Annotated in this window: 22 protein-coding genes; 5 read left to right on the plus strand and 17 right to left on the minus strand. The window is 73.6% G+C overall.

The features are described from left to right. Nucleotides 1-62 precede the first annotated feature (62 nt). From sepF to rsmH, 14 genes are all read right to left on the minus strand, one after another. Nucleotides 63-662 (minus strand): cell division protein SepF, encoded by a 600-nt coding sequence (gene sepF, locus ABZ495_RS04155; protein WP_329487250.1) that lies wholly within the window; start codon nucleotides 660-662, stop codon nucleotides 63-65. Between the two features lie 303 nt (nucleotides 663-965). Then, a complete protein-coding gene (locus ABZ495_RS04160) occupies nucleotides 966-1,754 on the minus strand; it encodes a YggS family pyridoxal phosphate-dependent enzyme (protein ID WP_329487251.1) in 789 nt (262 codons plus the stop codon). Further along, nucleotides 1,751-2,485 (minus strand): peptidoglycan editing factor PgeF, encoded by a 735-nt coding sequence (gene pgeF / locus ABZ495_RS04165; RefSeq protein WP_329487252.1) that lies wholly within the window; start codon nucleotides 2,483-2,485, stop codon nucleotides 1,751-1,753. Before pgeF ends, ABZ495_RS04160 begins: the two co-directional genes overlap by 4 nt. A 3-nt stretch (nucleotides 2,486-2,488) precedes the next feature. After that, the gene (ftsZ, locus tag ABZ495_RS04170) at nucleotides 2,489-3,700 is read right to left on the minus strand and encodes a cell division protein FtsZ (protein WP_329487253.1); all 1,212 of its coding nucleotides are present in this window, start codon (nucleotides 3,698-3,700) and stop codon (nucleotides 2,489-2,491) included. A 364-nt stretch (nucleotides 3,701-4,064) separates the two neighbouring features. Continuing rightward, nucleotides 4,065-4,808, minus strand: a complete 744-nt coding sequence (locus ABZ495_RS04175) for an FtsQ-type POTRA domain-containing protein (RefSeq protein ID WP_359834331.1) — start codon at nucleotides 4,806-4,808, stop codon at nucleotides 4,065-4,067. 55 nt (nucleotides 4,809-4,863) lie between these two features. Beyond that, on the minus strand, nucleotides 4,864-5,970 hold the full coding sequence (gene murG, locus ABZ495_RS04180) for an undecaprenyldiphospho-muramoylpentapeptide beta-N-acetylglucosaminyltransferase (protein ID WP_329487255.1): 1,107 nt from the start codon (nucleotides 5,968-5,970) through the stop codon (nucleotides 4,864-4,866). Between the two features lie 6 nt (nucleotides 5,971-5,976). Continuing rightward, on the minus strand, nucleotides 5,977-7,365 hold the full coding sequence (ftsW, locus tag ABZ495_RS04185) for a putative lipid II flippase FtsW (RefSeq protein ID WP_352287125.1): 1,389 nt from the start codon (nucleotides 7,363-7,365) through the stop codon (nucleotides 5,977-5,979). A gap of 362 nt (nucleotides 7,366-7,727) precedes the next feature. Beyond that, entirely contained in the window at nucleotides 7,728-9,161 is a 1,434-nt protein-coding gene (murD, locus tag ABZ495_RS04190; protein WP_359834332.1) for a UDP-N-acetylmuramoyl-L-alanine--D-glutamate ligase, read from the minus strand. After that, on the minus strand, nucleotides 9,158-10,219 hold the full coding sequence (gene mraY, locus ABZ495_RS04195) for a phospho-N-acetylmuramoyl-pentapeptide-transferase (RefSeq protein ID WP_329487257.1): 1,062 nt from the start codon (nucleotides 10,217-10,219) through the stop codon (nucleotides 9,158-9,160). Before mraY ends, murD begins: the two co-directional genes overlap by 4 nt. Next, entirely contained in the window at nucleotides 10,219-11,622 is a 1,404-nt protein-coding gene (gene murF / locus ABZ495_RS04200; RefSeq protein WP_329487258.1) for a UDP-N-acetylmuramoyl-tripeptide--D-alanyl-D-alanine ligase, read from the minus strand. The genes mraY and murF overlap by 1 nt, the downstream gene beginning before the upstream one ends. Next, a complete protein-coding gene (locus tag ABZ495_RS04205) occupies nucleotides 11,619-13,184 on the minus strand; it encodes a UDP-N-acetylmuramoyl-L-alanyl-D-glutamate--2,6-diaminopimelate ligase (protein ID WP_359802552.1) in 1,566 nt (521 codons plus the stop codon). The genes murF and ABZ495_RS04205 overlap by 4 nt, the downstream gene beginning before the upstream one ends. Before the next feature lie 93 nt (nucleotides 13,185-13,277). Beyond that, nucleotides 13,278-15,575, minus strand: coding sequence for a penicillin-binding transpeptidase domain-containing protein (locus ABZ495_RS04210; RefSeq protein WP_359834334.1), 2,298 nt, complete (start codon nucleotides 15,573-15,575; stop codon nucleotides 13,278-13,280). Beyond that, the gene (locus tag ABZ495_RS04215) at nucleotides 15,572-16,165 is read right to left on the minus strand and encodes a cell division protein FtsL (RefSeq protein ID WP_359834335.1); all 594 of its coding nucleotides are present in this window, start codon (nucleotides 16,163-16,165) and stop codon (nucleotides 15,572-15,574) included. The genes ABZ495_RS04210 and ABZ495_RS04215 overlap by 4 nt, the downstream gene beginning before the upstream one ends. A gap of 48 nt (nucleotides 16,166-16,213) precedes the next feature. After that, complete coding sequence (rsmH, locus tag ABZ495_RS04220) at nucleotides 16,214-17,188, minus strand: 16S rRNA (cytosine(1402)-N(4))-methyltransferase RsmH (protein ID WP_352287112.1); 975 nt, start codon at nucleotides 17,186-17,188, stop codon at nucleotides 16,214-16,216. Between the two features lie 595 nt (nucleotides 17,189-17,783). Between rsmH and ABZ495_RS04225 the strand changes: the two genes are divergently transcribed. From ABZ495_RS04225 to ABZ495_RS04240, 4 genes are all read left to right on the plus strand, one after another. Further along, nucleotides 17,784-18,326: a carbonic anhydrase gene (locus ABZ495_RS04225; RefSeq protein WP_329487263.1), complete on the plus strand. Its 543-nt coding sequence runs from the start codon at nucleotides 17,784-17,786 to the stop codon at nucleotides 18,324-18,326. Between the two features lie 420 nt (nucleotides 18,327-18,746). Then, entirely contained in the window at nucleotides 18,747-19,718 is a 972-nt protein-coding gene (locus tag ABZ495_RS04230; RefSeq protein ID WP_329492080.1) for a MoxR family ATPase, read from the plus strand. 1 nt (nucleotide 19,719) lies between these two features. Next, nucleotides 19,720-21,042, plus strand: coding sequence for a DUF58 domain-containing protein (locus ABZ495_RS04235; RefSeq protein ID WP_352287109.1), 1,323 nt, complete (start codon nucleotides 19,720-19,722; stop codon nucleotides 21,040-21,042). Further along, on the plus strand, nucleotides 21,039-23,477 hold the full coding sequence (locus tag ABZ495_RS04240) for a DUF3488 and transglutaminase-like domain-containing protein (RefSeq protein ID WP_359834337.1): 2,439 nt from the start codon (nucleotides 21,039-21,041) through the stop codon (nucleotides 23,475-23,477). Before ABZ495_RS04235 ends, ABZ495_RS04240 begins: the two co-directional genes overlap by 4 nt. A 106-nt stretch (nucleotides 23,478-23,583) precedes the next feature. Here the strand turns inward: ABZ495_RS04240 and ABZ495_RS04245 are convergent, their stop codons facing one another. From ABZ495_RS04245 to ABZ495_RS04255, 3 genes are all read right to left on the minus strand, one after another. Next, the gene (locus ABZ495_RS04245) at nucleotides 23,584-23,973 is read right to left on the minus strand and encodes a DUF3040 domain-containing protein (protein ID WP_359802568.1); all 390 of its coding nucleotides are present in this window, start codon (nucleotides 23,971-23,973) and stop codon (nucleotides 23,584-23,586) included. Between the two features lie 366 nt (nucleotides 23,974-24,339). Beyond that, nucleotides 24,340-25,092: a methyltransferase domain-containing protein gene (locus ABZ495_RS04250; protein WP_329487267.1), complete on the minus strand. Its 753-nt coding sequence runs from the start codon at nucleotides 25,090-25,092 to the stop codon at nucleotides 24,340-24,342. Nucleotides 25,093-25,171: 79 nt separating this feature from the next. Next, nucleotides 25,172-25,735: an SAV_6107 family HEPN domain-containing protein gene (locus ABZ495_RS04255; RefSeq protein ID WP_359802571.1), complete on the minus strand. Its 564-nt coding sequence runs from the start codon at nucleotides 25,733-25,735 to the stop codon at nucleotides 25,172-25,174. Nucleotides 25,736-26,276: 541 nt separating this feature from the next. Between ABZ495_RS04255 and ABZ495_RS04260 the strand changes: the two genes are divergently transcribed. Next, nucleotides 26,277-26,906, plus strand: a complete 630-nt coding sequence (locus ABZ495_RS04260) for a DUF4126 domain-containing protein (protein WP_329487269.1) — start codon at nucleotides 26,277-26,279, stop codon at nucleotides 26,904-26,906. Nucleotides 26,907-26,913 lie beyond the last annotated feature (7 nt).

Genomic DNA, 26,913 nt, shown 5'->3' on the forward strand with positions numbered 1-26,913 from the left:
CGGCCGTGCCGCCTGTCACTAACTCACTGTCGATCAGATCCACACGTAAAGTCGTGGCCGGGTCAGCTCTGGTTGAAGAACCCACCCTCGGCGATCCGAGCCTTGTCCTCCGCCGTGACATCGACGTTAGCAGGCGACAGCAGGAACACCTTCTGTGTCACGCGCTCGATACTGCCGTGCAGACCGAAGACGAGTCCAGCGGCGAAGTCTACGAGCCGCTTGGCATCGGTGTCGTCCATCTCGGTGAGATTCATGATCACCGGGGTCCCGCCACGGAACTGTTCCCCGATCGTACGGGCCTCGTTGTAGGTCCGGGGGTGCAGCGTGGTGATGCGGTAGGGCTCTCGTTCGTTCACTACCTTGGGCATGATCACCGGGGCGCTCTTCTCCAGGTTGTGGCGGCGTTCGGGTGTGATGGACGACACTGGGGCCATCCTCGGGGTCTCCTGGCGGATCGGGACCGCGGCCGGGACCGGCTGCGGCGTGATCGAGGAGACCGGGGCGGGTGCCGCGGCGGGCCGGGGGATGTCCTCCGTCCGCCCCGTTCGGATCGGCTCGGGGTCCGCGTCGTAGTCGTCGTCGGGGTCGTACCCCTGGCCGTCGTACGTCTCGTCCTCCACGAGGCCGAGGTAGACCGCCATCTTGCGCATTGCGCCGGCCATGCTCCTGTCTCCTCCGCTCATGCCCACCTCGCTGTCCGCGCGGTGGTCGCTTCGCGAACGCGCGCCTCTCGATGGTCGCTCGCCCTGCCCGCTCCGTGGTGGACCGGCTCCGTACCGACGGCCGGGCCGTCCGGCCCCGGCTGCGGATTCCGCGGTCCGCCCACGACGAGCCGACGGGCCGACGGCCGGTCAGAACTCGTGGGTGGGGGCCGCGGAGCTACGATCCACGGTTCGCCAGCGCTCTGGAAAGCTGCTAGCTTCTGTCCTATTTTGTCCTGCAGTCTGATCTACTACCCGGTGACGTTACCCGAGGGGTGACCGCACTCCGAGTACCGCCGTTCCGACGCGCACGTGTGTCGCCCCGGCGGCAACGGCCTGCTCCAGGTCACCGCTCATTCCTGCGGAAACCATGGTGGCAGCAGGATGGGCCGCCCGTACGGCGGTTGCGATTTCCGTCAACCGCTCGAAGGCCCGGGCCGGATCGCCGGCGAGCGGACCGGAGAGCGGAGCGACGGTCATCACACCGTCCAGTCGCAGCCCGGGCGCGTCGGCGATCGCGTCGGCCAGCGCCTCGACCTCCGACGGGGTCGCCCCGGCCCGGCCCTCGCCCTCGCCGTGCTCCTTCTCCAGCGCGACCTGCACCAGGCAGCCCAGCTCGGGCCGCTCGGCCTTGAGCACCGCGGCGGAGAGCGACTCCACCAGCCGCGGCCGGTCCACCGAGTGCACGTGGTTCGCGTACCGGACCACCGAGCGGACCTTGTTGGTCTGCAGCTGGCCGACGAAGTGCCAGTCCAGCGGAAGGTTTCTGCACTGCTCCGCCTTGGGCGCCGCGTCCTGGTCGCGGTTCTCCGCGACGTCGGTGACGCCCAGTGCGGCCAGCAGTGCGCTGTCCTGAGCCGGGTAGGTCTTGGTGACGACGATCAGCCGCACCTCGTCACGCGCCCGCCCCGCGGCCGCGCAGGCGTCGGCGATCCGGCGTTCGACCACGTCGAGGTTGGTCCCGAGTTCCTCGTACCGGGCCCGCTGGCCCGGCGTCAGGGCGGCGAGGAAATCCGCACCGCCCGGGAACGGTCCGTAGATGTCGTTCGTCATGAGTGATCAGAGCCCAACCAGACGTAGCTCGCGAGCCGGCCCGTGCGCCGCTCGCGGCGATAGGAGTAGTGATCGGCGGATTCGAGGGTGCAGACCGATGATCGCACCAACTCGGTGACGCCCGCAGCGGTCAGCTGCGCCGCCACTCCCTCCGGCACGTCCAGGGCCGGGGTGCCCCAGGAGGTCTCGGCGTGCGCGGCCGGCACCAGCCGGGCCACCTCCGCACGCAGTTCCGCCGGCACCTCGTAGCAGCGGCCGCAGACCGCGGGCCCGGTCGCGGCGGTGATCCGCCCCGGCTCGGCGCCCAGCTCCACCATCGCCCGGACCGCCGCCGGCACCACCCCGGCCGCGAGCCCGGGCCGGCCCGCGTGGGCCGCGCCCACCACGCCCGCCACCGGATCGGCCAGCAGGACGGGCGTGCAGTCCGCGGTCAGCACCGCCAGCGCCAGCGGCCGGTCGGTGACCACCGCGTCGACGGTCGGCGCCTCCCCCGCGGACTGGCGCCGCGTCACCACGGCCACCTCCGCGCCGTGGACCTGGTTCATCCAGACCACGTCCGCCGGGTCGAGGCCCAGCGCGCCGGCCGCGATCGCCCGGTTGCGCCGGACGGCGGCCGGGTCGTCCCCCACCGCGCCGCCGAGGTTCAGCTCCCCGTACGGCGAAGTGCTCACCCCGCCCCACCGGTCGGTGAAGGCGAAGTGAGCACCGTTGCGTACTGCGTGATCGACCACTGCTTACTTCAGGAAGTCCGGCACGTCGAGCTCCTCGGCGGGGCTCTCCACGTACGGCTGGCGGGCCGGCTGCACCTGCGGCGGCACCGGAGCGGCGGTCGTGGTGGCCGGGCTCTCCGTCGAACGCGCCGGGGCGTCGCCCTCGGAGCGGGCCGTCACCGACCCGATGCTCCCGTACGAGGGCCGGGTCGCCGGACGCTCGGGGGCGGCCGGCGGCGGCGTGGCCGGGGTGGCCTTGACCACCGGGTCGCGGACGATCGCCGGGGGCTGGCCGCCGTCGAAGCCGGCCGCGATCACGGTGACCCGCACCTCGTCGCCGAGCGCGTCGTCGATCACCGCACCGAAGATGATGTTGGCCTCGGGGTGCGCGGCCTCGCTGACCAGCTGGGCGGACTCGTTGATCTCGAACAGGCCGAGGTCGGAGCCGCCGGAGATGGAGAGCAGCACGCCGCGGGCGCCGTCGATCGAGGCTTCCAGCAGCGGCGAGGAGATCGCCATCACGGCGGCCGCCTTGGCGCGGTCCTCGCCCCGGGCCGAACCGATGCCCATGAGCGCCGAACCGGCCTCCGACATGACGGACTTGACGTCCGCGAAGTCGAGGTTGATCAGACCGGGGGTGGTGATCAGGTCGGTGATGCCCTGGACGCCGGAGAGCAGCACCTGGTCGGCGGAGCGGAACGCGTCCAGCACGCTGACCTGGCGGTCCGAGATGGACAGCAGGCGGTCGTTGGGGATCACGATGAGGGTGTCGACCTCTTCGCGCAGGCCGGCGATGCCGTCCTCGGCCTGGTTCGCGCGGCGACGGCCCTCGAAGGTGAAGGGGCGGGTGACCACGCCGATGGTCAGCGCGCCGAGCGAGCGGGCGATGTTGGCGACGACCGGCGCGCCGCCCGTGCCGGTACCACCGCCCTCGCCCGCGGTCACGAAGACCATGTCGGCCCCCTTGAGGACCTCCTCGATCTCCTCGCGGTGGTCCTCGGCGGCCTTGCGGCCGACCTCGGGGTTGGCGCCGGCGCCGAGGCCCCGGGTGAGTTCACGGCCCACATCGAGCTTGACGTCGGCGTCGCTCATCAGGAGGGCCTGCGCATCGGTGTTGATCGCGATGAACTCGACGCCCTTGAGACCGACCTCGATCATCCGGTTGATGGCGTTGACACCACCGCCGCCGATGCCGACAACCTTGATGACTGCGAGGTAGTTCTGCGGTGCTGCCACGTCGAAGGCCTCTCGCCTCGAATTTCCGGGTCGGCCGGCCCCCTGTGGGGTGCCGTACCGACGGATGTCGATGGGTAGGGAGCCTGGTTTCTGACTGAATGTCCGAAATGCCGACCGCCGACCCCAACCCTAAACTTGACGTTTAGGGTTAGTGCTGTGCCTCCGTCACATCACCAGGAAGCACAGTCTGGTGACACAGGACACTAGGTGGCCCCGGGCACGTGTTTCAACGAACACGCCGAGCTTCCCTTTTTCTTTTGAGCCTATGTGATCATCAACCAGCTTATGAAACCGGGGTGACCACCAAGGGTCGGGCCGTCACCGAAAGGCGTCAACCCCTCCCCCAGGGAGAGAACCTACCGGATCATCCCGACACCGCCGGCGCGTCCGGCGCACTGACGTCGAAGTTCGTACCCTTCTGACTCATCAGTGCCACCAGCACCCGGGCTTTTCGATCGATCTGGTCCGGACTCCCCCAGCGGACCGTGGCACCCCCGCCGAGCTGCAGCTGGATGTCGTCGTAGGAGTGCACCAGCACCGCCCCGGCCCGTTGTCGGACCTCGGCGGGCAGCCCGGCGGCGACCGCCACCGCCCCCTGGACCAACTGCGGACGGGAAATCACCCCGGCCGCGTCGTTCGCCTGCTGACTGAGCCGCAGTTCGACCACCGGCACTCCGGCCGGGGCGGCGTCCTCGGTGGCGAAGCTCACGCCACCTGCGTCCACCTGGGTGAATCTGCCGTCGTCCCCCTTGACGGCGGCCACCGCGGTGCGCTGGGTGATCTTCACCCGCAGGGTGTGCGGCCAGCCCCGCCAGACCTCGGCCCGGGCCACCCGCGGGATCGCCTCCACCCGCCGGGTGGCGGCGTCCAGGTCAACCCGGGCCAGCGGGCCGGCGCCGACCGTGCCGATCGCCGCGCGGACCTGGTCGACCGTCAGCCGGTCGTCCTGCGCCCCCTGCACCGCGACGCTGCGCACGTCCAGGGCCGAGGAGAGGAAGACCAGCCAGGCCAGCCCGCCCAGCACCGAGGCGCCGAGCGCGGCCAGCACCGCGATGCCCCGCCGGGAGAGCCGGAGCCGGGGCGAGTACTCCTCGTCCCCGAACTCCACCTCCTCCCGCGGGTACCCCCGGCCGGAGGCCGGGGGTTGATCGGCGGGCCGACCGTCAGCCACGGCGGCGGCCACCCCTGGCGGCCTCGATCGCTTCGTAGACCATGCCGACCAGCAGGTCGTCGGCGTCCCGGCGGCCGAACTCGGCGGCGGCCCTGCTCATGTCCCAGAGCCGCTGCGGGTCGGTGAGCACCGGCAGGACGTTCTGCAGGACCCACTCCGGGGTCAGTTCCGCGTCGTCGACCAGCAGCCCGCCGCCGGCCTTGACCATCGGCTGGGCGTTCAGCCGCTGCTCGCCGTTGCCGATCGGCAGCGGGACGAAGGCGGCCGGCAGGCCCACCGCCGCCAGCTCGGCCACCGTCATGGCGCCGGCCCGGCAGAGCATCAGGTCGGCGGCGGCGTACGCGAGGTCCATCCGGTCCACGTACGGCACGGCGCGGTAGGGCGGCATCCCGGGGATGTCGTCCACCTGCGGCAGCTCGTTCTTCGGCCCGACCGCGTGCAGGATCTGCACGCCGTACTGCTGGAGCCGGGGCGCGATGGCGGTGACGGTCTCGTTGAGCCGGCGGGCGCCCTGCGAGCCGCCGGAGACCAGCAGCGTGGGCAGCCGCTGGTCGAGGCCGAAGTAGTGCCGGGCCTCCGGCCGGGCCGCGTTGCGGTCCAGGGTGGCGATGGTCCGGCGCAGCGGGATGCCGATGTACCGGGAGTCGCGCAGCTTGCTGTCCGGCGTGGAGACGGCGACGAAGTCGCTGTACCGGGCACCGATCTTGTTGGCGAGGCCGGGCCGGGCGTTGGCCTCGTGGACCACGATCGGCACCCCGGCCCGCTTGGCGGCCAGGTAGGCCGGCATCGCGACGTAGCCGCCGAAGCCGACCACGACATCCGCCTTGACCCGCTCGATGATCTCCTGGGCGGCCCGGACGGTGCCGCGCAGCCGGCCCGGGACGGTGATCAGCTCGGGGGTGGGCTTGCGGGGCAGCGGAACGGCCGGGATCAGCTCCAGGTGGTAGCCCCGCTCGGGCACCAGCCGGGTCTCCAGGCCGCGCTCGGTGCCCAGGGCGGTGATCCCGATGGACGGGTCGTGCCTGCGGAGGGCGTCCGCGAGGGCGAGGGCCGGCTCGATGTGACCGGCGGTCCCCCCGCCGGCGAGTACGACATGCACCGAAATTCACCGCTCCCTGCGTGCCGGCACCGGGGCCGGGCGCGCTGTGGTTCGTCGTCGTGGCAGCACCCGGGCCAGTCGTCTCCTGATCCGGGAGTTCTTGCTCCGGGCGGCCAGGGCCGCCTTCGCGCCCGAGGTGCTGCGCGCGAGGCACAGCAGCACACCGATCACGGACATGGCCGACAGCATGGCGGAACCGCCGTAGGAGAACAGCGGGAGCGGGACGCCCGCGATGGGCAGCAGTCCCAGTGCCGACCCCAGGTTGATCACGGCCTGCGCCATGATCCACGTGGTGGCGGCCCCCGCGGCGTACCTGACGAAGGGGTCCTTCGTACCGATGGCCACACGGATACCCGCGTAGCCTAGTGCCGCGAAGAGACCGATCACCGACAGCGTCCCCACCAGACCGAGTTCCTCGCCCGTCGTGGCGAAGATGAAGTCGGTGTGCGCCTCCGGGAGCTGGCCCCATTTCTCGACGCCGGCGCCGAGGCCGGAACCGAACAGACCGCCCAGTCCGAACGAGTACACCCCGTGCAGCGCCTGGAAGCACGCGCCGGCCGGGTCGAGCTTGGTCACCCCGATGCAGGAGAGCCGTTCGGCCCGGTGCGGGACGGTGACCACCAGGGCGGTGCAGACCACGACGGCGACGCCGAGGGTGGCGACGAACAGCCGCATCGGGGCGCCGACCATCCAGAGCAGGCCGAACAGCATGGCGACCAGGATCATCGAGGTGCCCATGTCGCCGCCGAGCATGATCATCGCGAGCAGCAGCAGCGCGCCCGGCACCAGCGGGACCAGCAGGTGCTTCCACTGGTCGAGGGTGCCGGTCCGCTGCTTGCGGGCGAGCAGGTCGGCCCCCCAGAGCACCAGCGCGAGCTTGGCGAACTCGGACGGCTGGAACTGGAAGAAGCCCAGATCCAGCCAGTTCCGGTTGCCGTTGACCTCCACCCCGACCCCGGGGATCGCGACCAGCGCGAGCGCACCGATCACGCCGAACATCACGGGGTAGACGATCACCCGGAGCACCGCCACCGGGACCAGCGCGAAGCCGACCAGCAGCGAGAAGCCGAGCAGTACCGCGACCAGCTGCTTGAAGAAGTAGAACTGGGTGGACCGGTGCTGGCCCAGCGCGAGGATCTGCGAGGCCGAGAAGACCATCATCAGGCCGAGCACCACGAGCAGCAGCGTCGCGCCGATGATCAGCAGATAGGGCGTGAGCGGCCGGTCCAGGGTGTACCGCAGACGGGCCCGGAAGGCCTGCAGACGGGCCAACGGGCCGGCCGACTTGTAGGCGGTCGTGGTCGCCGAGAGCACCCGCCACGGATCGCCGGAGCCCTTTCCCGGCGTACCGGAACCGCCCTCCCTGCCCTGCCCCGCCACCACGCTGCCCCTCATTCCTTATCGAGGCTCGGCTCGCCTCCGGGCCGCTCGACCCGGCGCCGACGGTCGGCGCCCAGTGTCCTCGCCCGCTCGCCTCCGGGCCGCTCGACCCGGCGCCGACGGTCGGCGCCCAGTGTCCTCGCCCGCTCGCCTCCGGGGCGCTTCGACCCGGCGCCGACGGTCGGCGCTCCAACACCCCTCGTTCCTCGGGGCGTCCTCGCTTCTCCCTTTCGGCACCGGCACGCCCCTTCGGCTCGCTCGCCCGTGCACCGGTCGGCGGGCCGAGCCGGACGTCCGTGCGAACGGGACGAGCCGCGCGTGCACGGGCGGATAAGCCGAGTCGGACGTCCGGGCGAACGGGCCGGCCGGCCGTGCCGTCAGCTGTCCGCTAGCTCCCGGACCGCCGCGGCGAAGAGGTCGCCGCGCTCGCCGTAGTTGGTGAACATGTCCATCGAGGCGCAGGCCGGGGCCAGCAGCACCGTGTCACCCGATCGGGCGAGTGACGCGGCCGTACGGACCACCTCGGTCATCGCCACCGCGCCAGTCTGGCCCTCGGCCGCCTCGATCACCGGGACATCCGGCGCGTGTCGCGCCAGCGCGTCCCGGATCACCCCGCGGTCCTCGCCGATCAGCACCACGGCGCGCAGCCGCTCGGCCGCGCCCTGGACCAGGTCGTCGAACGCGGCGCCCTTGGCCAGCCCGCCGGCGATCCAGACCACCGGCCGGTACGCGGCCAGCGAGGCCGCGGCGGCATGGGTGTTGGTGGCCTTGGAGTCGTCGATGTACGTGACCCCGGCGACCACGCCGACCTCGGCGATCCGGTGGGCGTCCGGGCGGAAGGCCCGCAGCCCCTCCCGGACGGCCGCGGCGTCCACCCCGTACGCCCGGGCGAGGGCGGCGGCGGCGAGTGCGTTGGCGATGTTGTGCGGGGCCGGCGGGTGGACGTCGGCGACCGAGCCCAGCTCGGCGGCGTTCTTGTCCCGGTCCGGCACGAAGGCGCGGTCCACCAGCAGGCCGTCGACGACACCGAGGTTCGACAGGCCGGGCGAGCCGAGGCCGAATCCGATCGCCCGGCAGCCCTCCTCGACGTCGGCCTCGCGGACCAGCGCCTCGGTGGCCGGGTCGGCCAGGTTGTACACGCAGGCGACGACGTTGCCCTCGTAGATCCGGCCCTTGTCGGCGGCGTACGCCTCCATCGAGCCGTGCCAGTCGAGGTGGTCGGGTGCCAGGTTGAGCACGGCCGCCGCGTACGGGCGCAGCGAGGGCGCCCAGTGCAGCTGGTAGCTGGAGAGCTCGACGGCGAGCACGTCGTACGGCTCCTCGGCGAGCACCGCGTCCAGCACCGAGACCCCGACGTTGCCGACTGCGGCGGTGCGCCGGCCGGCGGCGGTGAGGATCGAGGCGAGCATCTGGACGGTGGTGGTCTTGCCGTTGGTGCCGGTGACGGCCAGCCAGGGGGCCGGCTCGCCGGTGGACGCCAGCGGCGCGCGCAGGCGCCAGGCCAGTTCGACGTCGCCCCAGACCTCGACGCCGGCCGCCTCGGCGGCGGCGAACAGCGGGCTGCTGGGCGGCCAGCCCGGCGAGGTGACGACCAGCCGGGTGCCCTCGGGCAGGCTGTCGCCGTCGCCGAGGCGGACGGTGACGCCCAGTGCCCGCAGCTCGGCGGCGCGGGCCTCCAGGCCCGGGCCGGAGCCGCCGTCCACGACCGTGACCAGCGCGCCGAGGCCGTGCAGCACCCGGGCGGCGCTGATGCCGGAGACGCCCAGGCCGGCGACGGCGACCGGCAGTCCGGTCCACACCGGTCCGGTCATCCCGTCACCCATCCCGCGTAGAAGAGGCCGAGACCGACGGCCACGCAGAGGCCCTGGATGATCCAGAACCGGACCACGATCAGGACTTCGGTCCAGCCCTTGAGTTCGAAGTGGTGCTGCAGCGGGGCCATCTTGAAGACCCGCTTGCCGGTCATCCGGAAGGAGCCGACCTGGATGATCACCGAGAGGGTGATGATCACGTAGAGGCCGCCGAGCAGCGCGAGCAGCAGCTCGGTGCGCGAGCAGATCGCCAGACCGGCCAGGGCGCCGCCGAGGGCGAGCGAGCCGGTGTCACCCATGAAGATCTTGGCGGGCGAGGTGTTCCACCAGAGGAAGCCGAAGCAGGAGCCCATCAGGGCGGCGGCGACCACCGCGAGGTCCAGCGGGTCGCGGACGTCGTAGCAGCTGGAGGTGGCCGAGATCGCGTAGGCGCAGCTCTGGCCGTACTCCCAGACGCCGATGAAGGTGTAGGCGCCGAAGACCATCACCGAGGCGCCGGTGGCCAGGCCGTCGAGACCGTCCGTCAGGTTCACGCCGTTCGACATCGCGGCGATCATGAAGTACGCGAAGATGACGAACAGCACCGGGCCGATCGACCAGCCGAAGTCCCGGACGAAGGAGAGGTGCTGGGAGGCCGGGGAGAGCCCGCGGTCGTCGCTGAACTGCAGCGCGAGGATCGCGAAGGCGAGGCCCACGAACGACTGGCCGAAGAGCTTGGCCTTGGCCCGAAGGCCGAGCGAACGGCGCTTGACGACCTTGATGTAGTCGTCCAGGAAGCCGACCAGGCCCAGACCGACCGTCAGGAACAGCACCAGCAGACCGGAGGCGGTCGGCGAGTCGCCCGTTATCGCCTTGGTCGCGAAGTAGGCGATCAGCGTCGCCAGGATGAAGGCGATGCCGCCCATGGTGGGCGTGCCCTTCTTGCTGTGGTGCGCCTTGGGGCCGTCGTCGCGGATGTACTGGCCGTAGCCGCGCTTGGCGAGCAGCTTGATCAGGGCCGGGGTCCCGAGCAGCGAGAGGACGAGGCCGATCATGCCGGAGAAGAGGATCTGCTTCATTACTCGGCCGCACCGTCCGCGAGCAGTGCCTCGGCCACCTTCTCGAGCCCCACCGAACGGGAAGCCTTCACCAGGACCACATCCCCCGGCCGAAGCTGACTGCGCAGCAGTTCGACCGCCGCGTCCGCGTCGGACACCAGCACCGACTCCTCACCCCACGAACCTTCGTTCCTAGCGCCCAGTTCCATGCAGGCCGCCTCGCGTCCGCCGACCGCCACCAGCTTGGTGACGTCCAGCCGTACCGCGAGCCGCCCGATGGCGTCGTGCTCGGCCAGGCTGTCCTCGCCGAGCTCCCGCATCTCGCCGAGCACCGCCCAGGTGCGGCGGCGCTCCGGGCCGCGCCCTCCGATCGAGACCAGCGCCCGCAGCGCGGCCCGCATCGAGTCGGGGTTCGCGTTGTAGGCGTCGTTCACGACGGTGAGACCATCGGCCCGGTCGACGACCTCCATGCGCCAGCGGGACAGCGCACCCGCCTCGCTCAGCGCTTCGGCGGTGTCATCGACGGACATCCCGAGCTCCACCGCCACCGCTGCGGCGGCGAGGGCGTTCGAGACGTGGTGCTCACCGTACAGGCGCAGCTGCACGGGTGCGGAACCGGCCGGGGTGGTCAGCGTGAACGATGGCCGTCCGGTGGAGTCCAGGCGAACATCCTGTGCCCGGACGTGCGCCTCGCGGGACTCCCCGAAGTACACCACCCGGGCCCTGGTGCGGGAGGCCATCGCGCGCACCAGCGGGTCGTCGGCGTTGAGGATCGCCGCACCGTCCGCCGGCAGCGCCTCGACCAGCTCGCCCTTCGCCTCGGCGATCGCCTGCTGGGAGCCGAACTCGCCGACGTGGGCGGTGCCGACGTTCAGCACCAGGCCGATCCGGGGCGGGGTGATCGAGGTGAGGTACTCGATGTCGCCCTTGTGCCGGGCGCCCATCTCCATCACCAGGTGCCGGGTGCCGGCCTCGACCCGCAGCGCCGTCATCGGGTGCCCGATCTCGTTGTTGAGCGAGCCGGGCGGGTAGACGGTGTCGCCGAGCCGCTGGAGCAGCTGGGCGATCAGGTCCTTGGTGCTGGTCTTGCCGGCCGAGCCGGTCAGCGCGACCACGGTGGTGGATTCGGCGCGGGCCACCACCGCCCGGGCCAGCTTGCCGAGTGCGTCCACCACGCTGTCGACCAGGACGGCGGGCACCCCGACCGGGCGGGCGGCCAGCACCGCGACGGCGCCGGCGGCGACCGCCTTCTCGGCATAGTCGTGGCCGTCCACGTGTTCGCCGGCGAAGGCCGCGAACAGGCAGCCGGGGCGCACCTTGCGGGAGTCGACCTCGACCGGGCCGGTGACCGGGGTGTCGGGGTCGGCGCCGTCCAGGGTGCCTCCGACGGCTGCGGCCACCTCGGCGAGGGTCAGTGCGATCACGGCTGCTCTACTCCTCCGGTGCCCCGGGCGGCCGTGGTCCGCGTGATCGAGTCCCGCAGTACCTCCCGGTCGTCGAAGGGGCGGATCTCGTCTCTTACGTACTGGCCGAGCTCATGGCCCTTGCCGGCCACCAGCACGGTGTCACCGGCCTGGGCGCGGGCCACCGCGAGGTGGACCGCCTCGGCCCGGTCTGGCACGACCAGGACGGCGCCGCGCTCGGCCTCGGGCACCGAGGCGGCGCCCGTGAGCATGGTGGCGAGGATCGCCAACGGGTCCTCGCTGCGCGGGTTGTCGCTGGTCAGCAGGGCGGTGTCGGCGAGCTCGGCGGCGATGGCGCCCATCGGGGCGCGCTTGTGCGGGTCGCGGTCGCCGCCGCAGCCCACCACGACGTGCAGCCGGCCCTTGGTGACCTCGCGCAGCGAGGCGAGGACGGCGCGCAGGGCGTCCGGCTTGTGGGCGTAGTCGACCACCGCGACGAACGGCTGCCCGGCGTCCACCCGCTCCAGCCGGCCCGGCACGCCGGGCACCTCGGCGATCCCGGCGACGACCTGCTCCAGCGGCAGCCCGGCGGTCACCAGCACGGTGATCGCGGCCAGCGCGTTGGCGACGTTGAACGGGCCCGGCAGCGGGACGGACGCGTCGGCCTCGGCGCCGTCCGGTCCGAGCACCCGGAAGGTCGAGCCGATCGGGCCGAGCTGGACGTCCACCGCGCGCCAGTCGGCCTCGGCCGCACCGGTCGCGGAGAACGAGGTGACCGGGATCTTCGCCTCGGCGACCAGCCGGCGCCCGTAGGCGTCGTCCAGGTTGGCCACGCCGAGCCGGGACTTGCCGGGCTGGAAGAGCCGGGCCTTCGCCTGGAAGTAGTCCTCCATGTCCGGGTGGAAGTCGAGGTGCTCCGGCGTGAGGTTGTTGAACAGCGCGACGTCGTAGACGACGCCGTCGGTCCGGCCGAAGACCAGCGCGTGGCTGGAGACCTCCATGGTCACCGCGTCCGCGCCGCGCTCCCCCATCACGCCGAGGATCGCGTGCAGGTCGGTGGCCTCGGGGGTGGTGCGCTCGCTCTTGATCCGCTCGTCGCCGACCCGCATCTCGACGGTGCCGATCACGCCGGGGCTGTGCCCGGCGCCGCGCAGACCGCCCTCGACCAGGTAGGAGGTGGTGGTCTTGCCGTTGGTACCGGTCAGCCCGATCATCAGCAGCCGGTCGGCGGGGCGGCCGTAGACCGCGGCGGCCAGTTCGCCCATCCGGGCCCGCGGCCGGTCGACCACCAGCGACGGCAGACCGCTGCCGGCCGCCTGTTCGGCACCGGCCGGGTCGGTGAGCAGCGCCACCGCGCCGGCGGCCGCGGCCTGGGCCGCGAAGGCCGCGCCGTGGTGGTTGGCGCCCGGGAAGGCCACGTAGACGTCGCCGGGGCGCACCGCGCGGGAGTCGTGGGTGACGCCGGTGACCGGGCCCCCCTCGACCGGCGCGAGGCCGAGCAGACGGGCCAGCTCGGCGAGCGGCAGGGCCTTCACCCCGGCGGGGCGGGGCGGGCTCACGGTGATTTGATCGGGTTTCGGCACGGCGGGCAGGCTATCCGCCGAAGGGCGTCCAGGGCCAAACCGGGCCCTCGCCGTGCCGTCGTCCCGCCCGGCCCGCTCGTTGCTCATGGTCGATCACGGCTTCCACTCGACGGGCAGGTTGGGTGCCTCGCTGCCGCTCGGCGGCACCTGCAGGGTCTTCAGGGTGAACTCCATCACCTGCTTGAACACCGGACCGCAGAGCTGGCCGCCGAAGTGGCCGTTGACCGGGTCCTGGATCACGCAGGAGACGGTGACCCGGGGCGCGTCGGCCGGCGCGAAGCCGATGAACGAGGCGGTGTACCCGCGGTATCCGCCGGTCTTCGGGTCCACCCGGTTGGCGGTGCCGGTCTTGCCGGCCACCCGGTAGCCGGGGACGGCGGCCTTGCCGCCGGTGCCCTGCTCGTCGGTGACGACCGACTCCAGCATCTCGGTGAGCGTCTTCGCGGTCTGCTCGCTGACCACCCGGGTCTGGGCCCCCGGCGCGGCCGGGGTGTACCTGCCGTCCGGCGAGGTGGTGCCTTGGACCACGCTCGGCGCCACGCGCACGCCCCCGTTGGCGATCGTGGAGTAGACCGAGGTGGCCTGGAGGGCGCTGAGGGTCATCGGGCCCTGCCCGAAGGTGATGTTGTACTTCTCCGAGGCCACGAGGTCCTCCGGCTTCTTCAGCTTCCCGGCGGCCTCGCCCGGGAAGCCCAGCCCGGTGGGCTGCGCCACCCCGAACTTGCGCAGGTAGCCGTCGAGCACCCGGTTGGCCTCCGGCTGGTCGGCGCCGAGCGTCTCGAAGGCCTCGATGGTGCCGATGTTGGAGGACTTGGCCAGCACCCCGGCCAGGGTCAGGTACCAGGTGCCGTGGTCGACGTCGTCCTGGAAGTTGACGTCGGCCCGCTGGAGCCGCCCGGGCACCGTCACCTTGGTGTCCCAGGTGGCCTTGCCGCTGTCCAGCACCGCGGCCATCGTCATCAGCTTCGCCGTGCTGCCCGGCTCGTAGGAGTCCTGCAGGGCCGGGTTGCCGAGCTGGGAGGACTTGGCCGTGCTCAGGTCGTTGGGGTTGAAGCCGGGCGAGGTGGCCATCGCCAGGACCTGACCGGTCTTCACGTCCTGGACGACGACGTAGCCCTTCTCCGCCCCGGCGTTGGCGACCTGGTCGGTGATGGCGCGCTGGGCGGCCCACTGGATGTCCCGGTTGACGGTCAGCCGCAGGTCGGTGCCGGGCACGGCCTGGTCCAGCGAACCCCCGGCGGTGGGCACCAGCCGGCCGCCCGCCTGGGCGTAGCTGCTGTGGCCGTCCTTGCCGGCGAGCTGCTTCTGGTACTGCTGCTCCAGGCCGCCGGCGCCCTCGCCCTCGGCGTTGACGAAGCCGACCAGGTTGGAGGCCAGCCCGTCCGAGGGGTAGACGCGCTTCTGGGTGTCCCGGTTGAAGACGCCGGCCAGCGGGTTGGCGCACTCGTTGTCCACCCTGGTCCGGCCGCCCTCCTCGGCCGACTTGGTCAGCAGGCGCTTCTGGGCCAGGCAGGCCTTGGAGTTCGCCTGCTTCTCCAGACCCGACTTGAGGTCGCTGATCTGGTTCTTGACGTCCGGGCTCTGCTGGGCGGCGAGCCGCTTGTAGCGGGTCTTGGGGGTGTGCAGGTCTGCGGCGAGCTTCTCCTTGGACAGGCCGAGGATCGGCGCGAGCAGCGCGGCCGCCTGCTCGGGGGCGTCCGGGACGCCCGCGGCCTCCGGGGTGAACATGGCCGGGTCCGCGGTGATGTCGTAGGCGTCGACGGTGGTGGCGAGGGCGACGCCGTCGGCGGACGTTATCGAGCCGCGCTCGGCGGTGATCGGGATGCTCAGGTAGCGGTTGGTGTTGGCGTCGGCGGCCAGCGCGTCGGAGTCCAGCAGTTGGAGCTGGACGAGGCGGCCGGCGAAGACCGAGAACACCAGGAACAGCGCGACGGTGACCACCCGCAGCCGGCGGCGCGGGTCGGCCAGCCGGATCGCCCTGGCCTGGGGGCGCTGCGGCGGGCGGGACTTCGGGCGCGGGCGGCCGGGCAGCCGGCCCTCCGGGCGGCGCTGGCCCGGGGTGCGGAGCGGTCGGCGGGCGGCCTTGGGGTCGCCGGTCCCGGCCGACTGCGCCCGCGGGGGCCGCGGCATGGCCGACTGGGCCTTGACGGACTGGGCCTTCCGGGGTGCTGCCGCCTTCGGCGGCTGGGCCTTCGGGGGCTGGCCCTTCGGGGGCTGCTTCGCCCGGGCGGGCTGCGGCTTGGCCGGCTGCGCCTTCGCGGGCTGCGCCTTGCCGGGCTCGGCCCGGCCGGCCTGGCCGCGCGGGGTCTGCCGCGGAGCGGCGCCCTTGGCGACGAATCGGCGGCCACCGGCGCCGCCGGTCCCGCCGGTGGGCTGTCGGGGCGTGCTCATCGGCCCGCACCTCCGGTCGCGGTCGACGCCGGCTGGGGCGCGGCCGGCGAACCGGCGGGGGCGGGGGCGGCCGGAGCGGCCGGGTTGATCTGGACGGTGGTGTCACCGCCGGGCGCCGGCGCGGCCGGCGCACCCGGCTGGGCACTCGGCGACGGCTGCTTCCCGGGCCACGGCTCGGCGGTGGACCGTTTCACCGGGGGGCTGTCCTGGGCCGGTCCGGGCGTGCCGAGCACCTTGCCGCCGTTCGGGACGTCCAGGAAGGCCATCCCCCCGGCGGGCACCATGCCCAGCTCGGTGGCCCGGCGGGCGAGCGCGTCCGGTGCGGAGTTCTGGTCGATCTGGTGCTGCAGGCCCTGCTGCTCGTCGGTGAGCACGGTGGTCTGCCGCTGCAGTCTGGACAGCTCGAAGGAGCCCTCGTTGAGGGCGGTGTTCAACGCCAGCAGGCCGAGCAGCCCGGCCGCGAGCAGCACCACGACCAGGACCGCGAACGGTGTCCTCCCCCGTACCGGGCGCCGCCCGGGCCGCACCGTGATCCGCGCCCTGCCGCCCTGCCCGGGGAGCACCGCGCTCCCCGCCCCGCCTCCGGCCACCGGCCCCACGCTGTTCCCTCCGCCCTTCGGACCGCCCCGTGAACCTGGTCAGCCCCGGGTGCTTCGGTCCCTGATCCTCTCCGCCACCCGCAGCCGCACGGGCGCGGCGCGCCGGTTCTCCTCGATCTCCTGCTCGGTGGCCAGCTCGGCACCGCGGGTGATCAGCTTCAGCCAGGGCTGGTGCTCCTCCGGGACGAACGGCAGCCCGGGCGGGGCGGTGGTGGTCGCGCCCGCCGCCAGGTACTGCTTGACCAGGCGGTCCTCCAGCGACTGGTAGGACATCACCACGATCCGCCCGCCCAGCGCCAGCGCGTCCAGGGCGCCCGGGATCGCCCGGTCCAGCACCTCCAGCTCGCCGTTGACCTCGATCCGCAGCGCCTGGAAGGTGCGCTTGGCCGGGTTCCCGCCGGTGCGGCGGGTCGCGGCCGGAATGGCGTTGCGCACCAGATCGACCAGACGCGCGCTGTTGGTGAACGGTTCCTTCTCCCGCTCGCGCAGGATCACCGAGGCGATCTTCCCGGCGAACCGCTCCTCGCCGTACACCTTGAGGATCCGGGCCAGCTGCCCGTGGGTGTAGGTGTTGAGCACCTCGGCCGCGCTGAGGCCCCGGGTCTGGTCCATTCGCATGTCCAGCGGGGCGTCCTGGGAGTAGGCGAAACCGCGCTCGGCCTCGTCCAGCTGCATCGAGGAGACCCCGAGGTCGAACAGGACGCCCTGCACCCGGGGGATCTCCAGGCGCTCCAGCACCTCGGGGATCTCGTCATAGACGGCGTGCACCAGGGTGGCCCGGTCGCCGAACGGGGCGAGCCGCTCCGCGGAGAGCTTCAGGGCCGCCGGGTCACGGTCCACCGCGACCAGCCGGACCTCCGGGAACTGGGTCAGCAGGGCCTCGCTGTGCCCGCCCAGGCCGAGGGTGGCGTCCACCACCACCGCGCCGGGCTGCGAGATCGCCGGGGCCAGCGCGTCCATGCACCGCTGCAGCATCACGGGGACGTGCTTGGGGGCCGGATCGTTGGTGCTCATGCGCGGTGGCGCCCTTCTTCGGTGCGGAGCAGCCCGACGTCCGGGAGCTCCGACCTATTTTGGCCCACTGTGCGCCGGAGTCGCCGCGTGGGGCGGCGGGTGGCAGCCGCCGGCGGCCGGAACGCGGCCCGTGGTCCCCGCCCGCTCAGGGGGAAGATCGTGACCGCCCGGCGCCGGGGAAGGTGCGCCAGGTGGCACGGGAGCGGGTGGAGGCCACCGGCCGCGTCGGCCGCCGCACCGGCCGGAACCGCCCGGTTGACGGGCGCCGGCGGGTGTGCTTCTACTTCTTCTCCACTGCGCCGCAACTCTATCGCGGACACCCCGTCAGTCAACGGTCCGCTCCGGCGCACCACCCGGGCGGCGGTACGGATCACCGCAGGTCGCGGCCGTCCGGCGGGCTGCCGGGGGCACCGTCCGGGGGTCGCGCGGCACGGCCGCGCGCCCCGACCCCGACGAGGCCGGACAAACCCGCTCGGAACACCTCGGCCACCGGCACGCCGCTCCACCCGGTTGTCGATATGCACTCGGTCACAGCCGCCCGGTCTGTAGCCCTCCGCCCCACCACGGAAGCCGGATTCGCACTAACGTCTTCACCATGACAGTGACCCCCGACCGGCCCACGCCGACAGCCGCTGCCGACACCACCGAACCGAAGATCATCGACCGCTTCGTGGCGGCCAACCGCGAGTACGCGGTGACCTTCCGCGACGGCGGCATGGACGCCCGCCCCGTCCAGCGCATCGCCGTGGTGGCGTGCATGGACGCCCGACTCGACCTGTTCGCCGCACTCGGCCTCGAACTGGGCGACGCCCACGTCATCCGCAACGCGGGCGGTGTCGTCACCGACGACACCATCCGCTCGCTCACCATCAGCCAGCGTGCCCTCGGCACGCGCTCGGTCGCGCTGATCCACCACACCGGCTGCGGTCTGCTCGGCCTCACCGAGGACTTCCGGCGCGAGCTGGAGCTGGAGGTCGGCCAGCGCCCGCAGTGGGCGGTGGAGTCCTTCATCGACCTCGACGGCGACGTCCGGCAGTCCATGCAGCGGGTCCGCACCTCGCCCTTCCTGTTGCACACCGACGACGTCCGGGGCTTCGTCTTCGACGTCCACACCGGTCTGCTCCGCGAGATCGACTGACCCACCCCGTCCACCGGCCGTCTCCGGCCCGGCCAACGTCGTCCGGGCCCCCGCCGGCACCCCCGCCGACGGCCTCCGTACCCGTCCCGCCGCCCCCGCGCGGGCGCCCCACCTCCCCGCGGCTTCCCGGGCGCTTTCGGCCGGGTGGTGACTTCTGGTCACCACCCGGGGGAGAATGCGCCTGCCGGTCGGACCCCGAACCACCTGGGGCGGCCGGCCGCAGGCCCCCACGACGGCACCGGCTCCCGCCACGGAACCGCTTCCCGAGGAGCCGCGTCCAGCATGGGGTGGGGGCCCGCCTCGGGGTGAGGCGGGCGCAGTGTGCCAGGGAGCGTACGGGTGACGAGCTACAACGATCAGGCCGGTCTCGAAGGTCGTCCGGGGGGCGACCGGGGGACGAAGGGGTACCACCCGGTCGGCCTGCCCGAGCTCGCCGCCGTGGTGGAACGGGTCCGGGCCAACATCGAGAGCGTGATCGAGGGCAAGCCGGAGGCCGTCCGGATCGCGCTGACGGTGCTGCTCGCCGAGGGCCACCTGCTGCTGGAGGACGTGCCCGGCGTCGGCAAGACCATGCTGGCCAAGGCACTCGCCCGGTCCGTCGACTGCACGGTGCGCCGCATCCAGTTCACGCCGGACCTGCTGCCCTCCGACGTCACCGGCACCAACATCTTCGACCAGCACCAGCGCGACTTCGAGTTCCGCCCGGGCGCGATCTTCGCGCAGATCGTGGTCGGCGACGAGATCAACCGGGCCTCGCCGAAGACCCAGTCCGCGCTGCTGGAGTCGATGGAGGAGCGCCAGGTCACCATCGACGGCACCAGCTACGAGCTGCCGTCGCCGTTCATGGTGGTCGCCACCCAGAACCCGGTCGAGATGGAGGGTACCTACCCCCTCCCGGAGGCCCAGCGGGACCGCTTCATGGCCCGGATCTCGATCGGCTACCCGAGCCCCGAGGCCGAGTTCGCGATGCTCGACGTGCACGGCGGCGCCAGCCCGCTGGACGACCTCCAGCCGGTCGCACACGCCGCCGACATCCTCAAGCTGATCGACCTGGTGCGCACCGTGCACGTCGCCGACCCGGTCCGCCGCTACGCCGTCGACCTGGTCGGCGCCACCCGGAACAGCCACGAGCTGCGGCTCGGCGCCTCGCCGCGCGCCACCCTGCACCTGGTGCGGGCCGCCCGCGCCGCCGCCGCGCTGGACGGGCGCGACTACGTCACCCCGGACGACATCCAGCGCCTGGCCGTCCCGGTGCTCGCGCACCGCCTGATGCCGACCGCCGAGACCCAGCTGAGCCGGCGCACCGCCGAGCAGATCGTGACCGACCTGGTCGCCCGGCTGCCGCTGCCGCGCCCGCAGGGCCAGGCCGGCCCGGCCCTGCGGAGGGGCTGAGGTGGGACCGTCCGACGCACCGTCGGGCCTGCGCGCCGGCCTGAACGGCCTCACCACCCGGGGTCGCTCCTTCCTCGCCGCCGGGGCCACCTCGGTGGTCTGCGCCTACGTGCTCGACCAGGACGCGCTGCTGCGCGTCGGCGTCCTGCTCGCGGCACTGCCGCTGGCCGCCGCGCTGCTGCTGGCCAACACCCGCTACCGGGTGGCCAGCGGACGCCGGCTCAACCCGCGCCGGGCCGTCGCCGGCCACGAGGCCCGCGTCCACCTGCGGGTGGACAACGTCTCCCGGGTGCCCACCGGCCTGCTGCTGCTGGAGGACAAGGTCCCGTACGTGCTCGGGCCGCGCCCGCGCTTCGTCCTGGACCGGGTCGAGCCGCACGGCCACCGCGAGGTGTCCTACCGGGTCCGCTCCGACCTGCGCGGCCGCTACCCGCTCGGCCCGCTCCAGCTGCGGCTCTCCGACCCGTTCGGGATGTGCGAGGTCAATCGTTCCTTCACCGCCTCGGACGTCCTCACCGTCGTGCCGCAGGTGCAGCAGCTGCCGCAGGTGCGGCTCAGCGGCGAGTGGGTCGGCCAGGGCGAGAGCCGTACCCGCACCCTGGCGCTGGCCGGTGACGACGACGTCATCCTGCGCGAGTACCGGCACGGCGACGACCTGCGCCGGGTGCACTGGAAGTCCACCGCCCGGTACGGCGAGCTGATGGTCCGCCGCGAGGAGCAGCCGAAGAAGGCCCGGGCCACCGTCCTGCTGGACACCCGGGAGTCCGGCCACCGGGGCAGCGGCCCGGCGTCCTCCTTCGAATGGGCGGTCGGCTGCGCGGCCTCGGTCGCCGCGCACCTGCTGGAGCGCGGCTACCAGACCCGGCTGCTCACCGACACCGGCCACTGCGTGCCCGGCCCGGACGCCGGCGGCGGCAACACCGCCGCCGACGCCTCCGGCCTGATCCTGGACGCGCTCGCGGTGGTCGACCTCTCCGACGGCGGCGGGCTCTCCCGGGCCGAGGAGCCCCTGCGCAGCTCCGGCGAGGGCCTGCTGGTCGCCGTGCTCGGCGAGCTGGACGAGGCCCAGACCGCCCGGCTGGCCCGGTTGCGGGGCCGGACCGGCGGCGCCGTCGTCTTCCTGCTCGACACCGGCACCTGGTCCGGCCTGCGGATGCTCGCGCCCGACACCGGCGGGGACGAGTTCCGTGCCCGGGTGCGGCAGCTGCGCGAGGCCGGCTGGACCGTCCTGCCGGTCCGCGCCGGGGACTCCGCGCCGGAGCTCTGGCAGGCCGCCGACCGGACCGAGTCGCCCTCCCCCTACCGAGATGAGGCCGGCGCGTGACCACCCGGGCCAAACTGACCGTCTACTCGGCGCTGGCCACCGCCCTGGCCTCGCTCTGCCTGCTCCCGCTGCTCACCACCAAGGGCTGGATCACCCACGCCTACCTGGTCGTCACCGTGGTCGCGGCGGCCGGCGCGGGCCTGCGCCGGACCCCGTTCTACCGCTGGACGGTGCCGCTCGGGCAGCTGCTCGTGCTGACCGTCCTGCTGCTGGTCGGCTTCGCCAGCTCGACCGCGCTCTGGGGCGGCGTGCTGCCCGGCACCCAGTCGGTGCAGACCCTGGCGCAGGTCCTCGGCCAGGGGCTGGACGACATCCGGGAGTACAGCATCCCCGCGCCGCCCAACCCGGGCCTGCGGCTGATCCTGGTCGCCTCCGTCGGTCTGATCGCCATCGCGGTGGACACCGTCGCGGTCACCTACCGCCGCTCCGCACTGGCCGGGCTGCCGCTGCTGGCGCTCTACTCGGTGGGCAACGGCCTGGCCGGCGACGGCGGCAGCTGGGCCTGGTTCGGCCTCGCCGCCGCCGGCTACCTGGTGCTGCTCTTCGCGGAGGGCCAGGACCGGGTCTCCCGCTGGGGCCGGATCTTCCGCGGCACCTCGCGCCAGGGCGAGGGCTCCGGCGCGCTCAGCCAGGGCGGCCGCCGGATCGGCGTCCTGGCCCTCGCGGTGGCCCTGCTGGTCCCGGCCTTCCTGCCGCGCTGGGAGGGCGGACTGATCCACACCGGTCCGTCCGGCGGCACGGCCGCCGGCGGCGCCGGCGGCGGCATCACCACCCTCGACCCGCTGGTGACCCTGGAGGCGGCCCTGGCCACCCCCAGCAACGTCGAGCTGCTCACCTACCGGATGGACAGCAGCCTCGCCGACACCGCCTACCTGCGCACCGGCTCGCTGGACGAGTTCGACGGCACCGCGTGGAAGCTCAGCAACCCCGGGGTGACCGAGCTCAAGACCACCTTCGCCCCGCCGGAAGGCCTGGCGAGCACCAACGTCCCGTCGGAGTCGGGCGACTTCCAGGCCTCCGACAAGCTGGAGTCGGGCTGGCTGCCGCTGCCGTACCCGGCCGCCGGCGTCAGCGTCCCCAACCCCGGCGACTGGCGGGTGGACACCCTCACCGGCACCGTGCTCCCGGACCGGGACAAGGCCATCAAGGGCCTGCGCTACCAGGCCACCGCACTCGACATCCGGCCCACCGCGGCCGAGCTGCGCAGCGTGGGACCGGTACCGCCGAAGATCTCCGACCACTACACCCAGCTGCCCAAGGACCTGCCGGCGTCGGTCCGGGAGAAGGCGCAGGAGGTCACCCGGAACGCGTCCACCGCGTACGACCGCGCGCTCGCGCTGCAGGACTGGTTCACCAGCTCCGAGTTCACCTACAGCACCAAGATCAAGGCCGGTACCGGCAGCACCGCGATCGAGACCTTCCTGCGCGACCGCAAGGGCTTCTGCGTGCACTTCGCCTCCACGATGGCGGCGATGTCCCGCACCCTGGGCATCCCCGCCCGGGTCGCGGTCGGCTTCACCCCGGGCGACGCCAAGGGCAACGACCGGTACTCGGTGAACGGGCTGATGTACCACGCCTGGCCCGAGCTCTACTTCCAGGGCTTCGGCTGGCTGCGCTTCGAGCCCACGCCGACCCGCGGCGTGCAGCCCCGCTACACCGCGCCGGTCGCCGCACCCGCCACCGCGCCGACCCAGCAGCCGACCGCCACCGCGCAGAGCACCGCGCCGGTCGCGGCGCCCTCCAGCAGCAGCGACTGCGACCCCAAGCTGCGCCGGATGGGCGAGTGCGGGAACGACGGCAAGGCCGCGGCCGGCGCCCACCAGGACTCCTGGCTGCTGTCCTGGCAGGTGCTGACCACCCTGGCCGCCGTGCTGGCGCTGCTCGCCCTGCTGTTCACCCCGATGATCTGGCGGGAGCGGCTGCGCCGCCGCCGGCTCGGCACGGGCGGACGGCGCCGGCCCGGCGAGGACGGCCCGGCCGGGCCGACCGACGCCCAGGTGCTCGCCGCCTGGGACGAGCTGATCGACTCCGCCTGGGACCTCGGCATCCCGCCGGTCGATTCGCAGACCCCGCGCGCCGCCGCCCGCCGGATCGCCGAGGCCGCCGAGCTGGACGAGGCCTCGGCGGCCGCCGCCGGGCGGGTGGCGCTGGCCACCGAACGGGTGCTCTACGCCCGCTCCGCCGAGGTGTCCGAGCCCCTGGCGGCGGACGTCCGGACCGCCCGGGACGGCCTGCGGGCCGGCGTCGGCAGGGTCGGCCGGACGAAGGCGGCGCTGCTGCCGCCGTCCGCCGCCACGCTCTGGTGGCGGTTCTCGGACGCGGTCGTGGCCGCCCGGCTCGCGACGCGCGGCCTGGCCTCCCGGGCGGCCGCGCCGTCGCGGCGGGTGCTGGGCCGGCTGCGCCGCCGCGGCGGGGGCGACCGGACGCCGTCCTGACACCGGACGCACACGGAACGCCGACACCGGGCACACGAGGGGAACGCCGAGGGCGGGCAGTCGGATCGACTGCCCGCCCTCGTGGCGTTACGGTTCGGCCGGTGGTTCAGAAGCCGCCGGTCTGTTCGTCCCGGCGGCGCTGCCAGCGCTGCTCCACCCGGTCCATCACCCCCGCCTTGCGGCGCGGTGCCGCGGCCGGCCGCGGGCCGGAAGCCTGTCCCGCGGGCCCGCGCCGCCAGCCGGTGACGGCGAAGACGGCGCACCCCAGCATCACCAGGAACCCGACCACGCTGACCCAGATCTGGTCCGGCACGACCATGCCGCCCATCAGCAGCCCGATGCCCACGACGAAGCCGCCGACAGCCAGGTAGACCCGCCGACGGGTGTAGGCGCGCAGCCCGGTTCCCTCAAGCGCCGTCGCGAATTTGGGATCTTCGGCATACAGCGCTCGCTCCATCTGGTCGAGCAGTCGCTGCTCGTGCTCCGAGAGCGGCACGGAGTCCTCCTACTCGTCGGTCGCCGGTGCGACCGGTCCGCCGCCCCGGTCGGGGAGGCAAAGTCCAATCAGCCTTCAGAACACGCGGTCGGACGCCTGTACGGGGGCCCAGGCCCGTGTCGTCCATATGCCCCATGCATCCGGCTGTCATGCTTTCCGGCTTTACCCAGATCATACGGTCCACGGGCTCGTTGCGGGGCGGTCGGCCACGCGTGGGCCGGGCCGTACCGGGCCGTACCCGGCCGCACAGGGCTCAACGCGGCCGACACCGGACAAGTGCCCGACGGCGTGGAATCGGCCGGGACCTGGGGAGCTCCCGCGCGGATCGCGAGGAGACCCGCCGGAGAACGGCGGGAGGAACCGGGGTCAGGCCAGCGTGGCCAGCAGGTGGAGCTGGGTCGCCACGGCGTGGAAGGCCGGCTGCTCGGCGGCGGCCTCCTCCAGCTTGAGCAGCGCCTCCAGCGCGCCCGGCTCGGTGTCCACCAGGACGCCGGGCACCAGGTCGGCGAAGACCCGGACGCCGTGCACCGAGTCCACCCGCAGGCCGGCGCCGGCGGCCAGCCGGCCGAGCTCCTCGCCGCTGAAGCGGCGCGGCATCGGGTCGCTCGCGCCCCAGCGGCCGTCGTCGGCCTCCAGGACGGTACGGGCGTCGGTGAAGTGGCCGGCCAGGGCGCGGGCCAGCACCGCGCCGTTGCGGTTGGCGGCGAGCAGGCTGACGAAGCCGCCGCGGCGCAGGGCGGCGGCCAGGCTGCCGAGCGCCTCGGCCGGGTCGTCCACGACCTCCAGCACCCCGTGGCAGAGCACCGCGTCGACGGTGCCGGGGGCGACCAGCTCGGGCAGCGTCTGGGTGTCGCCCTGGACGGCGCGGACGAGGTCGGTGACCCCGGCCTCGGCGGCCCGGCGCTCCAGCGCGAACAGCGCGTCGGGGCTCGGGTCGACCACGGTGACCCGGTGGCCGAGCCGGGCGACCGGCACCGCGAAGTTGCCGGTGCCGCCGCCGGTGTCGACCACGTCGAGCACGGGCTGGTCCAGCTCGGCCGCCCGCTTCTCCAGGGCTGCCCGCACCACCTCCCACACCACGGCGGTACGCAGGGCGCTGCGGGGACGCGTCGGGTACAAGGTCGGGCTCCTTGGCACGTGCAGATGGATCAGGATGCCTCCACCTTAGACCGGGCCGGGAGCCGGACCGTTCCGCCGGTCACCGCCGCGGCCCCGGGTCGCGGCCGTCGCCCGGGCCGTCGTCCAGGGGCAGCCGCGGGGCGGGCGGCACCGGGTGCAGGCCGAGCAGCCGTTCGACCAGCCGCAGGAAGAGCGCGGAGTTGCGGATCAGGTCGTCGGCCTCGCGGGCCGAGGCGGCGCCCCGGATCCCGGCCTCGGCCGCGGCCCGGCGGCGGGCGCCGGCCGCGTAGTACACCGCCCATTCGGCGAGCTCCGGGGCGATCTCGGGCAGCACCTCCCAGGCGCTGCGGATGGCCTGGCGGCGCCGGGCGTTCTTCTCCGGCCGGCCGCGCGCGGCGAGCACCGCGGCGACGGTGCGCAGCGCGGCGAGGTGGGCGGCGGCGTACCGCTCCAGCGGGTCCTCCCGGGCGCGGGCTCCGGCGAGGGTGCGGTGCGCGTCGGCGAGCAGGTCGAGGGCGGCGGGCGGAGCGGCGATCCGGCGCACCACCGGGTGGACGTCCCCGGTGGCGGGGCGGTGGGCGTCCGGGCGGTGGGCGGCGGAGTGGAGGCGGGTGGTGACGGGCTCAGGACGGCTGATGGTCATGGTCTCCCCCGGTCCGAGGCAGCGCGCGGACCGGGTGGTCCGTGCTCCTCCATCGTGACCGGGGCCACTGACAACGCGGCCGCGCGGCGGATCCGCGTGCGGGCGGCGGCCCGCCGGCCGCCCCCGTCGGCCCCGCGCCCCACCGCCCCGCACCCCGCCGGAGCGCCGCCCCCCACGGTCGCCGCTCCGGAGCCCCCTCCGGGTCACCGGTTCCCCCCTGACCGCGCTCCGCCGCCCCGTGTCGGCGGTGCGCGGCCTGCGACCGGCTCCCGTACGGACCTTCCGGTGACGTCCGCGGCCCCCGTGCCCGCTGGACGGCACCTGTCCGCCGTCCCGGGACCTCAGCGCCCGACGCGCCGTCGTCCCGGTGCCCCTACTGTCCCGTCTCCGCAGGTCGGGGGCCATCCGTTCAGGTACTCAACCGGGTTTCTGAGTATCCGTACTCAGTCCGTCCGGGGCGGGAACCGCGGGCCGCCCGGCCGGCGTCCCGGTACGGTACGGCGAGCCGGGCGGATCCGGCGGGCGCCACGAGGAGGAACGGATGACGATCGTTCCGCTGATCTTCACCAGCGGGCTGGCGAGCGGGATCAACGCGTACGCGGTGGTGCTGCTGCTCGGGCTGCTCGGCCGGTTCGGCGGCGCCGAGTCGGTGCCGGCCGCGCTGGAGCGCACCGATGTGCTGGCCGCCGCCGCGGTGCTGTTCCTGCTGGAGGCGGTGGCCGACAAGATCCCGTACGTGGACAGCGTCTGGGACGGCGTCCACACCGTGATCCGCCCGATCGCGGGCGCCACCGTCGGCGCGCTGCTGGCCAGTGCCGACCCGGGCTCCCTGGGCGAGGTCGCGGCGGGGGCGATGGGCGGGACCACGGCGCTGGTCAGCCACCTGGTGAAGGCCTCGCTGCGGATGGCGGTCAACACCTCGCCCGAGCCGGCCAGCAACATCGTGGTGAGCCTGGCCGAGGACCTCTCGGTCGCCGGTCTGGTCACGCTGGCGATCTTCCACCCGTGGGTGGCCGCCTCGATCTCCGCCGTGCTGCTGGCCGTCGGCCTGCTGCTGGTCTGGTTCGCGATCAGCCGGATCCGCCGCTTCCGGGACCGCCGCCGCGAGCGCCGGGCCGCCCGTGCGGCGGGCGTGCGACCGGCGCGGGAGGTACCCGTCCCCCGGCCGTAGGATGCGG

Origin of the sequence: Kitasatospora sp. NPDC005748, assembly GCF_040630735.1 — a bacterium.
In the GTDB taxonomy this organism is placed as follows: Bacteria; Actinomycetota; Actinomycetes; order Streptomycetales; family Streptomycetaceae; genus Kitasatospora.

Excerpts from the sequence above, each read along its gene's own strand:
- sepF (WP_329487250.1), bottom strand. The coding sequence starts at position 662 with ATGGCCGGCGCAATGCGCAAGATGGCGGTCTACCTCGGCCTCGTGGAG.
- ABZ495_RS04160 (WP_329487251.1), bottom strand. The coding sequence starts at position 1,754 with ATGACGAACGACATCTACGGACCGTTCCCGGGCGGTGCGGATTTCCTC.
- ftsW (WP_352287125.1), bottom strand. The coding sequence starts at position 7,365 with ATGAGGGGCAGCGTGGTGGCGGGGCAGGGCAGGGAGGGCGGTTCCGGT.
- murD (WP_359834332.1), bottom strand. The coding sequence starts at position 9,161 with ATGACCGGACCGGTGTGGACCGGACTGCCGGTCGCCGTCGCCGGCCTG.
- mraY (WP_329487257.1), bottom strand. The coding sequence starts at position 10,219 with ATGAAGCAGATCCTCTTCTCCGGCATGATCGGCCTCGTCCTCTCGCTG.
- ABZ495_RS04210 (WP_359834334.1), bottom strand. The coding sequence starts at position 15,575 with ATGAGCACGCCCCGACAGCCCACCGGCGGGACCGGCGGCGCCGGTGGC.
- rsmH (WP_352287112.1), bottom strand. The coding sequence starts at position 17,188 with ATGAGCACCAACGATCCGGCCCCCAAGCACGTCCCCGTGATGCTGCAG.
- ABZ495_RS04225 (WP_329487263.1), top strand. The coding sequence starts at position 17,784 with ATGACAGTGACCCCCGACCGGCCCACGCCGACAGCCGCTGCCGACACC.
- ABZ495_RS04255 (WP_359802571.1), bottom strand. The coding sequence starts at position 25,735 with ATGACCATCAGCCGTCCTGAGCCCGTCACCACCCGCCTCCACTCCGCC.
- ABZ495_RS04260 (WP_329487269.1), top strand. The coding sequence starts at position 26,277 with ATGACGATCGTTCCGCTGATCTTCACCAGCGGGCTGGCGAGCGGGATC.